The following is a 12,575-nucleotide window of genomic DNA, read 5'->3' as shown; positions in this document are numbered from 1 at the left end:
CGCCGTCGGCGCCCCCGCGACGGAAGGGGCGCGAGATGGTCAGCAGCACGACATGCGGCATGCGTGAACGGGCGAGAGGGGCGCTCCTCGGCCTCGCCGTCGGCGACGCGCTCGGTGCCCCCGCCGAGAACCTGCGGCCCTCCGAGATCCGCCGCCGCTGGGGCCGCATCGAGGGCTTCGTGACGGACCGTCCGGCGGGCACCGACGACACGGAGTACGCGATCTTCTCCGCGCTCCTCCTCGCCCGGCACGGCTCCGCCCTCACCGTCCACCACGTCGAGCGGGCCTGGCACCACTGGATCGCCGACCTCGACGAAGGCCCGTTCCGCGGGGCGGGGTTCTCTGAACGCGGCACCCTGGAGAACCTCCGCCGGGGCCTGGCGGCGCCGATCTCGGCCCAGCACCGCCACGCCTGGTCGGACGGCCTGGCCATGCGCGCGGCCCCCTTCGGGGTCTTCGCGGCCGGCCGCCCGGCGGAAGCGGCCCGCCTGGTGGCGATCGACGGCAGCGTCAGCCACGAGGGCGAGGGCATCTACGGCGGCCAGGCGGTCGCGGCGGGCGTGGCGGCGGCGATGACGGGAGCGACGGTCACCTCGGTCATCGCCGCCGCCCTCTCCGTCGTCCCCATGGACTCCTGGACGGCCCGCTCCCTGCGCCGCGCGGTCGTCGCCGCCCAGCGCCTCCAGCCCGACCCCCTCACCCGCGAACGCCAGGTCCGCTCGGCGGTCGTCATCGGCGGCTACCCCTGGACGGACCTGGCCCCGGAGGCCGTCGGCCTGGCCTTCGGCGCCTTCGCCGCCGCCCGCGGAGACTTCCGTACGGCGGTCCTCACCGCCGTCAACATGGGCCGCGACGCCGACACCACGGCAGCGGTCGCGGGCGCCCTGGCGGGCGCGGCGGGCGGCGTGGACGCGATCCCGCCCGACTGGGCCAAGGCCATCGCCCCGGTCACCGGCAGCTGCCTCCCGTCGATGCGCGGCCACCACGTCCTGGACATCGCGGACCTCCTGACCCCGGAGGAGGCGGCATGAGCGCGGACGTGACGAAGACGGCTGACGCCGCCGCCCCCGCTGTGGGTACCGCTGCCCCCGCTGCGGGCGATCGTTCCGCAGGGCGAGGGGGGTCCCCCTTGGTCGAGCGAAGCCGAGAGCCCGGGGGAGGGTGGGCACAGCCCCCGGCGCCGGGTTCCGGCCCCCTGCTCGGCGACCCGCAGGACCCCACCCCGGTACGGGTCACCGGCACGTGGGGCGAGCCCCAAGAGGCCCCGCAGCCCGACGCCCCTCGCAGGGCCGGGCGCGACGCGGTCGAGGGCCTCCTCCTGGGGCTCGCCGCAGGCGACGCGTCCGGCTGGCCCGCCGCAAGGCACCGCGCCGCCCGCATGCCCGAATGGACCCGCCGCCTCACCCGCGAACTCGACACCTTCGCCGAGCAGAACGCGACGACCACCCTCCCCGTACCCATCGCCCTCAACCAGCCCCCCGAGCCCCTCCGCCTGGGTCCCTCCGACGACGCCGAGTGGGCGGTCTTCACCGCCGAGGCGATCCTCGCCGCCGACAGCGGGGTCTTCACCGGCCTCCCCCCGGACCGCCGCCTCCGCACCGCCGTCGACCTCGCCTGGAACGCCCTCGCGGGCCAGGTCGCGGCCGCCGCCGACCGCGCCCCCGAGGTCGAGTCGGCCGTACTGCCGCTCCGCGCCCGGATCTCGGTCCGCGCGGGCCTCGGCAATCTCGCCACCGGCCTGCGCCCGCCCGCGACGGGCCACGACAACCCGCACTACTTCGACGACGCGGCCTGCGTCCGGGCCGCCGTCCTCGCCGTCGTCCACCCCGGCGACCCCCGCGCGGCCGCCGAACTCGCCGAGTTCGACGCCCGGTACACCCAGGACGGCGACGGCGTGCACGGCGCCCGCGCGACGGCGGCGGCCGTCGCCGCGGCCCTCGGCGGGGCGACGGTCGACGAGGCCGTCGAGGCGGCGCTCGCCGAACTCCCGCCCGTCACCGAGATCGGCCGCAACGCCCGGTACGCCGTGAAGCTCGCCCAGGCCGCCGATTCGGCCTTCGAGCTCGTCCCGCTCCTGGAGCACCAGATCGTGGACCACGTGTACAGCTACGGCGTCGCCGCCGCCGAGACCGTCCCGGTCGCCCTGGCCCTCGCCACCGCCGCCCGGGGCGAGATGACGGCCGCGGTACCGGCCGCCGCCTGCCTCTCCCGGGTCGCCGACTCGGCCCCGGCGCTGGCGGGCGCGCTCACCGGCGCGCTGGGCGGCGCCCGTTCGGTCCCGGCGAGCTGGCGCGAGGCGTGCAGGACGCTCGCGGGCTGCGCGCTGCCCCGGCTCGCGGGTACGGACCTGGTGGAACTCGCCGGGCTGCTCGGAGCCACGGAACCGGCCACCCCAGGTAGACAATTCCGACATGACACCCACACTGGATGACCGGATCACCGGAAGTCTCCTCGGGGCCGCCGTCGGCGACGCGCTCGGCGGCCCCGTCGAGGGCTACACCCCCGAGCAGATCGTGGAACGCCACGGCGGCCGCGTCACCGGGATCGTCGGCCCCTGGAACGGCGGCGACTGGCGCACCGCCCGCCCCATCGCGCCGTACCACAAGGGCGACGGGCACGTCACCGACGACACCTTGATGACCCACGCCCTGATCCGGGTGTACGAGAGGGTCCGCGGCCACCTCGACGCGTACGCGGTCGCGGACCACCTCGTGCCCGAACTCATGGGCCGTACCGTCTGGATCCCGGAGCTGGAGTCGGAGGCACTCCCCCTCCAGCGGGTCTTCCTGGCCGAGAAGTGGATCGTGACGCGACTGCATTACGGCCATGTGGACCCCCGGGAAGCGGGCACCGGGAACATCGTCAACTGCGGCGCCGCGATGTACATGGCGCCGGTCGGCCTGGTCAACGCCGCCCACCCGGCGGCCGCCTACGCCGAGGCGATCGACCTGACGGGCGCACACCAGTCCTCGTACGGCCGGGAGGCGGCGGGCGTCTTCGCGGCGGCGGTCGCGGCGGCCTGCGCGCCGGGCGCGACACCGGCGTCGGTGGTGGAGGCGGCCCTGTCCCTGGCGAAGGACGGCACGCGCGCGGCGATCGAGGCGGTCACCGAAGTGGCGGCCGCGCACCGGGACTTCGAGTCCGCCCTCGTTCCCCTCCGCCGGGCGGTGGCCCCCTTCGACACGGTCGGCCCCGACTACCGCTCCCCCTCCCTCGGCGCCCGCCGCCCCTCCCGCCTCCACGCGATCGAGGAACTCCCGGTCGCCCTCGGCATGCTCCTCGTCGGCGAGGGCGATTACCGTCGTACGGTCCTGGGCGCGGTCAACTACGGCCGCGACTGCGACTCGATCGCCACGATGGCGGGCGCGATCACGGGCGCGCTGCACGGCGAGTCCGCCGTCCCGTCCGACTGGGCGAAGCAGGTGGCGGAGGCCAGCCGCCTGGACCTCCACGCCCCCGCGAGGGCACTGACCGCAGTGGCCCGCGAGATCTTCGCCAAGGACGTGGAGACCCGCCGATCCCACGAATCGGCCTTCGCGACGCTGACGAGCGCGGCCCGATGACCCTCCGCCTGACCTGGGTCCAACCGGAGGACCTCGTGGGCCACGAACTCCGCCAGGCGTCGGAGGACGGCCGCGACGCGAGGGCCTTGGCGGCCCGCTGGACGGCAGCGGGCGGCCCGCCGTCCCCGGAGACGGCCGGCGCGTCCCCGGTCCCCCGCCCGGACCTCCGGCCCCTGGCGGAGGAGCTCCTGGACACCCTGACGTCCCTCCCCTCCCCCCTGTCAGCCCATGAGCCGACCGACCTCCCCTCGATCCAGGCCCTGACGGCGCCCCCCACCCGTGTGGGCAGGCGTCCCGCAGGGCGGGACGGGTGGGCACACGGGACGGCGCCCCCAGCGGCGCCTCCGCGTTCCGAGCCTGAGCCCGCACCACCAGTGCGCCGTGCACGGGGTGCGGGTCCGGGCGCGGAAGCCTCTGGCGCCGGCAAGGGCGCCGTTCCGTTGTGCCCACCCGTTCCGCCCCTTGCGGAACGCCTGCCCACAACGGGGCGGGACGCGGGACCATGGGGGGTGGGCACCGCCCCAGCGGAACGCCTGCCCACAACGGGCCTCCGCGACCGCCTCCACGCCGCCTGGCTGGGAAGGGCCGTCGGGTGCCTGCTCGGCAAGCCCGTCGAGAAGCTCCCCCTCCCCGCCCTCCGCGCCCTCGCCCGAGCCGCCGGCAACTGGCCCCTCACGAGCTGGTTCACGGAACGCGGCGTCCCGCCGGAGCTGCTCGCCGCCCACCCCTGGAACCGGCGTTCCGCCGCCACCTCGCTCGCCGAGAACATCGACGGCATGCCCGAGGACGACGACCTCAACTACCCCCTCCTGAACCTGCTGCTGCTCCAGCGGTACGGCCGCGACTTCACCACCGCCGACGTCGCCCGCCTCTGGCTCGACGAGCTGCCCGCCGGCCGCACGTTCACGGCCGAGCGCGTCGCCTACCGCAACCTCCTCGACGGCGTCGAACCCCCGCTGACCGCCGTCCGCCGCAACCCCTTCCGGGAGTGGATCGGCGCCCAGATCCGGGCCGACGTCCACGGCTGGACCCACCCGGGCGACCCGGTGGCCGCCGCCGCGCAGGCGCACCGGGACGCGGTGCTCACGCACACCGCCAACGGCGTCTACGGCGCCATGTTCGTCGCCGCCGTCCTCGCCGCCGCCGCGACCGGGACGGCGGACGTCCATCAGGCGCTCGCCGCCGGTCTCGGCGTGGTCCCGCCGCGCTCGCGCCTCGCGGAGGCCGTTCGGCGGGGCATCGCGTACGCCACCACGGAGCCCGACTTCGACGCCGTCGTCGACCGTCTGCACGCCGAACTCGGCGGGTACCACTGGGTGCATGCCGTGCCCAACGCCGCCCTGCTCGCCGCCGCCCTCACCCACGCCGACGGCGACTTCTCGCGCTCCGTCTGCGCGGCGGTCTCGGGCGGCTGGGACACCGATTCCAACGGCGCCACGGCGGGTTCGGTCGCCGGGCTGCTCGCCGGGCACCCGGACCGGCTGCCCGAGCGCTGGACCTCCCCCCTCAAGAACCGTCTGGCGACCTCGGTGCCGTCCTTCGACGGCACCGGCTTCGACACCCTGGCCGAACTGACACATCTGGAGGCAGTACGCCCATGACCGGCATCGTCGTACTCGGCAGCACGAACATGGACCTCGTCACCTACGTGGCGCGGGCCCCCGCCCTCGGGGAGACGGTCACCGGCCGCTCCTTCCGCACGATCCCCGGCGGCAAGGGCGCCAACCAGGCCGTCGCCGCCGCCCGCGCGGGCGGGGAGGTGGCGATGATCGGCGCGGTCGGCACGGACGACTTCGGGGCCCTGCTCCGCTCCACCCTGGAGCACTGCTCGGTGGACACGGATCTCCTGCGCACCGTCGAGGGCTCCTCCGGCACCGCCCACATCGTCGTCGACGACGAGGGCGGCAACGCGATCGTCGTCGTCCCCGGCGCCAACGGCACCGTCACCTCCCTCACCCACGGCGACGAGGCCCTCATCGGCACCGCCGACGCCCTGCTCCTCCAGCTCGAACTCCCCCTCTCCGTCGTCGTCGAGGGCGCCGCCACCGCCCGCCGGCTCGGCGTCCGCACGATCCTCACCCCCGCCCCCGCGCAGCCCCTGCCGCCGGAACTCCTCGCCGCCACCGACCTGTTGGTGCCCAACGAGCACGAGGCCGCCGCGCTCACCGGCCTCACCGACCCGCGCGCGGCCGCGCGGGCCCTGCTGCGGGACGTCCCCGAGGTGGTCGTCACCCTGGGCGCGGCCGGCAGCCTGTACGCCGCCCGCGGCGCCGAACCGCTCGCCGTGCCCGCGCCCCGGGTCAGGGCCGTGGACACCACGGGAGCGGGCGACACCTTCGTCGGCGCCCTCGCGGTCGCCCTCGGCGAGGGCCGCCCCGCCCCGGAGGCGCTCGCCTGGGCGCAGACGGCCGCCGCGCTCTCCGTCCGGCGCGAGGGCGCGTCGCCCTCGATGCCGTACCGCGTCGACATCGAGACCGCGTTCCTCTCCCCCCACACCCTGGAGGCCGACGCCGTATGACCACTGAGAAGTCCACGGCGCCCCTGCACGGGCTGCGCGTGCTGGATCTGGCGACCCTCTTCGCCGGGCCGCTCGCGGCCATGATGCTGGGCGACTTCGGCGCCGACGTCGTCAAGGTCGAGCACCCCCGCAAGCCGGATCCGTCCCGTGGCCACGGCCCCGCCAAGGACGGCGTCGGCCTGTGGTGGAAGGTCCTCGGCCGGAACAAGCGGACGATCACCCTCGACCTGTCCTCGCCGGGCGGCCGCGACACCCTGCTCGCGCTCGCCGCCGACGCGGACGTCGTCGTGGAGAACTTCCGCCCCGGCACCCTGGAACGCTGGGGTCTGGGCTGGGAGGAGCTGTCCACCGTCAACCCGCGTCTGGTCCTGGCCCGGGTCACCGGCTTCGGCCAGTTCGGCCCGTACGCCCACCGCCCCGGCTTCGGCACCCTCGCCGAGGCGATGAGCGGTTTCGCCGCCATCACCGGCGAGCCGGACGGCCCCCCGACCCTGCCTCCCTTCGGCCTCGCCGACTCGATCGCGGCCCTCGCCACCGCGTACGCCGTGATGACCGCGCTCACCGCCAGGACGGCGACCGGCCGCGGCCAGGTCGTCGACATGGCGATCATCGAACCGATGCTCTCCGTCATCGGACCCCACCCCCTCTGGTACGACCAGCTCGGTTACGTCCAGCCCCGGACCGGCAACCGCTCCCGCAACAACGCCCCGCGCAACACCTACCGGACCGCCGACGGCTCCTGGGTCGCCGTCTCCACCTCCGCCCAGTCGATCGCCGAGCGGGTCCTGCGGCTCGTCGGCCGCCCGGAGCTGATCGACGAGCCGTGGTTCGCCGACGGCACGGGCCGGGCCGGGCATGCGGACGTCCTGGACGAGGCGGTCGGCTCGTGGATCGCCCGCCACACCCGCGACGAGGCGATGGCGGCCTTCGAGAAGGCGGAGGCGGCCATCGCCCCCGTCTACGACATCCGGGACGTCGTCGCCGATCCCCAGTACCAGGCGCTCCGCACCGTGACCGAGGTGCAGGACCCCGAACTCGGCCCGATCAAGATGCAGAACGTCCTCTTCCGCCTCTCCGAGACCCCCGGCTCCATCCGCTGGTCCGGCCGGCCGCACGGCGCCGACACCACCGCCGTCCTCTCCGAACTCGGCCTCAGCCCCGCCGAGATCGACGCCCTCCGCGAGCAAGGAGCGGTATGAGCCCTCTCAGCGGCCCCGCCGGCCCGGCCGCCGGGCACACAGGGAACGCCACCGCACACCCCGTCGCACCCCTCACCTGGCTGTACGCCCCCGGCGACCGCCCCGAGGTGGTGCGCAAGGCGCTGGCCTCGGGCGCCGACGTCGTGATCGTCGATCTGGAGGACGCGGTCGCCCCGCACCGCAAGGCGTACGCCCTCGACGCCACGGCCGATCTCCTCGCCGACGCCCACCCCGTCCCGGTGCACGTCCGCATCCACACCCCGCGCGACATCCCCACCCTGGCCCCCCTCCCCGGCCTCTGCGGTCTCCGTCTCCCCAAGGTGGCACACGCCACTGACATCCACCGGATCGCCGGGCTCGCCCCCGGCCTCGCGCTCTATCCGCTCCTGGAGAGCGCCCTCGCCGTCGAGCACGCCTACGCCATCGCCTCCGCCCACCCCGCCGTCCGCGGCATCTCCCTCGGCGAGGCCGATCTCCGCGCCGACCTGGGGGTACGGCAGGACACCGGCCTCGACTGGCCGCGCGGGCGGGTGGTGGTCGCGGCCCGCGCGGCCGCCCTCCCCCCACCGGCCCAGTCCGTCCATCCGGACATCCGCGACCTGGACGCGCTGGCCGCCGGCTGCTCCCGGGGCCGGGCCATGGGCTTCTTCGGCCGGGCGGCCATCCACCCCCGCCAGCTCCCGGTCATCGAGCGCGCCTACCTCCCCACCCCTGCGGAGATCGACGCGGCCCGCGAGGTCGTCGAGGCGGCCTCGGCCGAGCGGGGCGCCCTCGCCCTCCCGGACGGCCGTTTCGTGGACGCGGCGGTGGTGGAGGGCGCCCACCGGGTCCTCGCCCTCGCGGCCCGCACGGTCTGAGACACGACGAAGGGCCGCCGGAACCCCTGCGGCCCGGCGGCCCTCCGCGACGTACGGTCCGGTCAGCCCTTCGCGGCCGACCCGGCGCTGTGGTCGGCGCCGTTGTCGTCGGTTTCCCTGTCCTCGTCCTCGGGCCCGTCGGCCCCGTCCTCGACGGCCTCGGTCGCGTCGGCCTCACCGGTGGCCTCGGCGCCCTCGACGGCGTCCGTCTTCTCGGCGGCCTTCTCGGCCCTCGGCTCGACGATCTCCTCGCGGCCCGGGCGCACCTTCGCGGAGATCACGAAGTAGAGCACCGCGAGCAGGCCGACGATGATCGCGGTCCACACGTTGAGCCTCAGTCCGAGGATGTGGTGCGCCTCGTCGACGCGCAGCGCCTCCGTCCAGACGCGGCCCGAGCAGTACGCGGCGACGTACAGCGCGAAGGCGCGCCCGTGGCCGAGCTTGAAGCGGCGGTCGGCCCAGATGACCAGGAAGCCGACGGCGACGTTCCACAGGGACTCGTACAGGAAGGTCGGGTGGTACAGGCCCGCCTCGCGGTTGGGGCCCTCGGTGATCTTCAGCGCCCACGGCACGTCGGTCGGCTTGCCGTAGAGCTCCTGGTTGAACCAGTTGCCCCAGCGGCCGATGGCCTGGGCGAAGGCGATGCCGGGGGCGATGACGTCCGCGTACACGGGCAGGGAGATCCCGCGCCGACGGCAGCCGATCCAGGCGCCCACCGCGCCGAGCGCGATGGCGCCCCAGATGCCGAGACCGCCCTCCCAGATCTTGAAGGCGTCGACCCAGTTCTCACCCTCGCTGAAGTACAGCTGGTAGTCGGTGATCACGTGGTAGAGGCGTCCGCCGACGAGGCCGAAGGGCACCGCCCAGACGGCGATGTCGGCCACGGTGCCGGCGGTGCCGCCCCGGGCGATCCAGCGCTTGTTGCCGAGCCAGACGGCGACGAAGACACCGATGATGATGCAGAAGGCATAGCCGCGCAGCGGGATCGGTCCGAGGTGGATCACGCCGGTCGACGGGCTGGGAATGTAGGCAAGGTCCATGACAGGACCGACGCTACCCTGCCGGGCGGGCGAAACGGCAGCCCACCCGGCAACTTATGGGTAAACCCGTCCCCCGGCTAACCCGCCGACGGGGAGGCGGTGCCCGCCTTCTTGCCCTTGTTGGCCTCGGCGACCCACTTCTTCAGGTTCTCCGGGGAGATCTGCTCGTTCCCCTTGGTCGGGAAGATCGATTCTCCGTTGAGGAGGACGGACGGGGTGCCGCGGAAGCCGCCGTTCTGGAAGGCCTCGTTCGACTTCTTCACCCAGCTGTCGTGCGTGCCGTCGTTCACACAGCCGCGGAAGGCCGGCGTGTCGAGCCCGGGCACCTTCGCGGCCAGCTCGATCAGCTTGGCGTTCTTCCCGTAGGCGTCGTCCGTCTCGGGCGGCTGGTTGATGTAGAGCGTGTCGTGGTACGCGGTGAACTTCCCCGCGTCCTGGGCGCACGCGGCCGCGTTCGCCGCGCGCAGCGAGCCGCTGCCGCCCATGTTCCCGTCGATGAGGGTGGCGAGGTGGTAGTCGACCTTGAGGGCGCCGGAGGCCTGCAGCTCGTGGATCGAGTCCCGCATGACGTTCTCGAACTGGGCGCAGGCCGGGCAGCGGAAGTCCTCCCAGACGGCGAGCGTCGACGGGGCGTCCGCCTTGCCCGTGGGGATGGCGGGCTTGGCGTCCTCGTCGGTCGCTCCGGTCGGCGCGACCACCGGTCCCGCCTTGTCGGATCCGCTGTTCTTGTCGCCGCCGGCGGCGATCACGCCGACGACCGCGGCCAGGCCGAGGACGCCGACCACCGCCGCCGACACGATCAGGACGCGCCGCTGCTTCTCGCGGGCCTTGTCGCGCTCGCGCTGCTGCTGGAGGCGCTCCCGCGCGCTCCGGTTACCGTCACCGCTGTTCTTCTCGCTCACGCCCCAGGCAACGAACCGGGGAGGCACATCCGCGCCTCCCCGGTCCCAGATCCACCCATACGGGCTACGAAACGCGGCGGACGCCCTCGGCGAGTTCGGCCGCCAGTTCCCTTACGGCGGTGAGCCCGGCCGCCTCGTCGCCGTCGGCGTCGAGGATCCGCTTCACGAACGCGGAGCCGACGATGACGCCGTCGGCGAAGGCCGCGACCTCACGCGCCTGCGTGGCGTTGGAGACGCCGAGGCCGACGCAGACCGGGAGTTCGGAGGTGGCGCGGGTGCGGCGGACCAGGTCGGCGGCGGACTCGCCGACCGACTCGCGGGTGCCGGTGACCCCCATGAGCGAGGCGGCGTAGACGAAGCCGGAGCCGGCCGCGGTGATGGTGGCGAGGCGCTCGTCCTTGCTGCTGGGCGCGACGACGAAGACGGTCGCGAGACCGTGCTTGTCGGCGTGCTCGCGCCAGACGGCGGACTCCTGGACGGGCAGGTCGGGCAGGATGCAGCCCGCGCCGCCGGCCTCGGCGAGCTCCTCGGTGAAGCGCTCGATGCCGTACCGGTCGATCGGGTTCCAGTACGTCATGACGAGGACCGGCTTGCCGGTGGCCTCGTGGGCCTCCCTGACCGTCCGCATGACGTCGGCGATCTTCACGCCGCCGCGCAGGGCGATGTCGTCGGCGGTCTGGATGACCGGGCCGTCGAGGACCGGGTCGCTGTGCGGGAGCCCGACCTCGACGACGTCGGCGCCGCCGTCGAAGGCGGCCTTGATCGCGGCGATGCCGCCGTCGACGGTCGGGAAGCCGGCCGGCAGGTACGCGATGAGCGCGGCCCGGTTCTCGGCCTTGGCCTTGGCGAGGGTGTCGCTGAGCAGCTGGATGTTTCTGGTGGTCACTTGGCGTCCCCCTCGATCTCTGCGATGTCGGCGGCGTTCGCGGCCACCTCGGCGTCGGCTTCGTACAGTCCGAAATAGCGAGCGGCGGTGTCCATGTCCTTGTCGCCGCGCCCGGAGAGGTTCACGAGGAGCAGGGCGTCCTTGCCGAGCTCCTTGCCGACCTCCAGGGCCCCGGCGAGGGCGTGCGCCGACTCGATGGCCGGGATGATGCCCTCCGTACGGGAGAGCAGCCGCAGCGCCTGCATGGCGGCGTCGTCGGTGACGGCCCGGTACTCGCCGCGCCCGCTGTCCTTGAGGTACGCGTGCTCGGGGCCGATGCCGGGGTAGTCGAGTCCGGCGGAGATCGAGTACGGCTCGGTGATCTGGCCCTCCTCGTCCTGGAGGACGTAGGAGCGGGAGCCGTGCAGGATGCCGGGCTCGCCGGCGGTGAGGGTGGCCGCGTGCTCGCCGGTCTCGACGCCGTGGCCGGCCGGCTCGCAGCCGATCAGGCGCACGCCCGCGTCCGGGACGAAGGCGTGGAAGAGGCCGATGGCGTTGGAGCCGCCACCGACGCAGGCGATGGCCGCGTCGGGCAGGCGTCCGGCACGCTCCAGGAGCTGGCGGCGGGCCTCGACGCCGATGACCCGGTGGAAGTCGCGGACCATGGCGGGGAAGGGGTGCGGGCCGGCGACGGTGCCGAACAGGTAGTGCGTCCGGTCCACGTTGGCGACCCAGTCGCGGAACGCCTCGTTGATGGCGTCCTTGAGGGTGCGGCTGCCGGACTTCACGGCCACGACCTCGGCGCCGAGCATCCGCATCCGGGCCACGTTGAGGGCCTGGCGCTGGGTGTCGACCTCGCCCATGTAGATGGTGCAGTCGAGGCCGAACAGGGCGCAGGCGGTGGCGGTGGCCACGCCGTGCTGGCCGGCGCCGGTCTCCGCGATGACCCGTGTCTTGCCCATGCGCTTGGTCAGGAGCGCCTGCCCGAGCACGTTGTTGATCTTGTGCGAGCCGGTGTGGTTCAGGTCCTCGCGCTTGAGGAAGATCCGGGCCCCGCCGGCGTGCTCGGCGAACCTCGGGACCTCGGTGAGGGCGCTCGGCCGACCGGTGTAGTTGACCATCAGGTCGTTGAGCTCACGGGCGAACTCGGGGTCCGCCTTCGCCTTCTCGTACTCGACGGCGACCTCGTCGACGGCGGCGACGAGCGCCTCCGGGATGAACTTGCCGCCGTACGCGCCGAAGTAGCCCTCGGCGTTGGGGACCTGGCCTTCCAGGTCCGGGATGAAGAACTCGCTGGACATGCGAATGCGCTCCTCGCGGGGCGGGTGCCGCCCCGGGATACGTGGGGTTGGTGGTCACGTTATGCGCGCGATCCGTCACGTATGCGCCAACGCCGCGCCCCGCCCTGTTGCCGTGTGGGCAATCGTCCCGCTGGGCGGGACGGGTGGGCACACGGGACGGCGCCCCGTGCCGGGCCTAGGCTTCCGCGCTTGGACCCGCACCCTTGGCACCTGCACTGGTGGTGCGGGTCAAGGCACAAGGGGGCGAGGCGCCGCCAAGGGCGCCGTTCCGTTGTGCCCACCCGTTCCGCCCAGGGGGCACCTCCCGGACGGAGTCTGGGGGAGGAACGA

The 12,575-nt window shown here is 74.2% G+C and carries 11 protein-coding genes; 7 read left to right on the top strand and 4 right to left on the bottom strand.

What is annotated here, in order from left to right; all coding sequences use genetic code 11:
* Nucleotides 1-35: 35 nt before the first annotated feature.
* Genes ACH4TP_RS27480 through ACH4TP_RS27450 form a run of 7 tightly spaced genes read left to right on the top strand, consistent with a single transcriptional unit; the run spans nucleotide 36 to nucleotide 8,137 of the window.
* Nucleotides 36-1,031: an ADP-ribosylglycohydrolase family protein gene (locus ACH4TP_RS27480; RefSeq protein WP_398439399.1), complete on the top strand. Its 996-nt coding sequence runs from the start codon at nucleotides 36-38 to the stop codon at nucleotides 1,029-1,031.
* Complete coding sequence (locus ACH4TP_RS27475; RefSeq protein WP_398439398.1) at nucleotides 1,028-2,431, top strand: ADP-ribosylglycohydrolase family protein; 1,404 nt, start codon at nucleotides 1,028-1,030, stop codon at nucleotides 2,429-2,431. The genes ACH4TP_RS27480 and ACH4TP_RS27475 overlap by 4 nt, the downstream gene beginning before the upstream one ends.
* The gene (locus tag ACH4TP_RS27470) at nucleotides 2,412-3,563 is read left to right on the top strand and encodes an ADP-ribosylglycohydrolase family protein (protein ID WP_398439397.1); all 1,152 of its coding nucleotides are present in this window, start codon (nucleotides 2,412-2,414) and stop codon (nucleotides 3,561-3,563) included. The genes ACH4TP_RS27475 and ACH4TP_RS27470 overlap by 20 nt, the downstream gene beginning before the upstream one ends.
* Nucleotides 3,560-5,164: an ADP-ribosylglycohydrolase family protein gene (locus tag ACH4TP_RS27465; RefSeq protein WP_398439396.1), complete on the top strand. Its 1,605-nt coding sequence runs from the start codon at nucleotides 3,560-3,562 to the stop codon at nucleotides 5,162-5,164. The genes ACH4TP_RS27470 and ACH4TP_RS27465 overlap by 4 nt, the downstream gene beginning before the upstream one ends.
* Entirely contained in the window at nucleotides 5,161-6,081 is a 921-nt protein-coding gene (gene rbsK, locus ACH4TP_RS27460) for a ribokinase (RefSeq protein ID WP_398177553.1), read from the top strand. Before ACH4TP_RS27465 ends, rbsK begins: the two co-directional genes overlap by 4 nt.
* Nucleotides 6,078-7,280, top strand: a complete 1,203-nt coding sequence (locus ACH4TP_RS27455) for a CaiB/BaiF CoA transferase family protein (RefSeq protein ID WP_389223902.1) — start codon at nucleotides 6,078-6,080, stop codon at nucleotides 7,278-7,280. Before rbsK ends, ACH4TP_RS27455 begins: the two co-directional genes overlap by 4 nt.
* Entirely contained in the window at nucleotides 7,277-8,137 is an 861-nt protein-coding gene (locus ACH4TP_RS27450) for an HpcH/HpaI aldolase/citrate lyase family protein (RefSeq protein WP_389223905.1), read from the top strand. Before ACH4TP_RS27455 ends, ACH4TP_RS27450 begins: the two co-directional genes overlap by 4 nt.
* A 62-nt stretch (nucleotides 8,138-8,199) precedes the next feature.
* On the opposite strand, the gene lgt is transcribed toward ACH4TP_RS27450, so the two are convergent.
* From lgt to trpB, 4 genes are all read right to left on the bottom strand, one after another.
* Entirely contained in the window at nucleotides 8,200-9,177 is a 978-nt protein-coding gene (gene lgt, locus ACH4TP_RS27445) for a prolipoprotein diacylglyceryl transferase (protein WP_398177557.1), read from the bottom strand.
* 77 nt (nucleotides 9,178-9,254) lie between these two features.
* On the bottom strand, nucleotides 9,255-10,079 hold the full coding sequence (locus tag ACH4TP_RS27440; protein WP_389223911.1) for a DsbA family protein: 825 nt from the start codon (nucleotides 10,077-10,079) through the stop codon (nucleotides 9,255-9,257).
* 64 nt (nucleotides 10,080-10,143) lie between these two features.
* Nucleotides 10,144-10,965, bottom strand: a complete 822-nt coding sequence (gene trpA, locus ACH4TP_RS27435) for a tryptophan synthase subunit alpha (protein ID WP_398439395.1) — start codon at nucleotides 10,963-10,965, stop codon at nucleotides 10,144-10,146.
* Complete coding sequence (gene trpB / locus ACH4TP_RS27430) at nucleotides 10,962-12,245, bottom strand: tryptophan synthase subunit beta (RefSeq protein WP_389223916.1); 1,284 nt, start codon at nucleotides 12,243-12,245, stop codon at nucleotides 10,962-10,964. The genes trpA and trpB overlap by 4 nt, the downstream gene beginning before the upstream one ends.
* Between the last annotated feature and the right edge of the window lie 330 nt (nucleotides 12,246-12,575).

This window comes from Streptomyces sp. NPDC021012 (assembly GCF_044333355.1).
Classification (GTDB): Bacteria; Actinomycetota; Actinomycetes; order Streptomycetales; family Streptomycetaceae; genus Streptomyces.
The sequence above is the reverse complement of the archived record's forward strand: the minus strand, read 5'-3'. Positions and strand labels throughout refer to the sequence as shown.

Bases quoted from the DNA above. Each gene is read 5' to 3' on its own strand.
- ACH4TP_RS27480 (WP_398439399.1), top strand. From the start codon at position 36: ATGGTCAGCAGCACGACATGCGGCATGCGTGAACGGGCGAGAGGGGCG.
- ACH4TP_RS27475 (WP_398439398.1), top strand. From the start codon at position 1,028: ATGAGCGCGGACGTGACGAAGACGGCTGACGCCGCCGCCCCCGCTGTG.
- ACH4TP_RS27470 (WP_398439397.1), top strand. From the start codon at position 2,412: ATGACACCCACACTGGATGACCGGATCACCGGAAGTCTCCTCGGGGCC.
- ACH4TP_RS27465 (WP_398439396.1), top strand. From the start codon at position 3,560: ATGACCCTCCGCCTGACCTGGGTCCAACCGGAGGACCTCGTGGGCCAC.
- rbsK (WP_398177553.1), top strand. From the start codon at position 5,161: ATGACCGGCATCGTCGTACTCGGCAGCACGAACATGGACCTCGTCACC.
- ACH4TP_RS27455 (WP_389223902.1), top strand. From the start codon at position 6,078: ATGACCACTGAGAAGTCCACGGCGCCCCTGCACGGGCTGCGCGTGCTG.
- ACH4TP_RS27450 (WP_389223905.1), top strand. From the start codon at position 7,277: ATGAGCCCTCTCAGCGGCCCCGCCGGCCCGGCCGCCGGGCACACAGGG.
- lgt (WP_398177557.1), bottom strand. From the start codon at position 9,177: ATGGACCTTGCCTACATTCCCAGCCCGTCGACCGGCGTGATCCACCTC.
- trpB (WP_389223916.1), bottom strand. From the start codon at position 12,245: ATGTCCAGCGAGTTCTTCATCCCGGACCTGGAAGGCCAGGTCCCCAAC.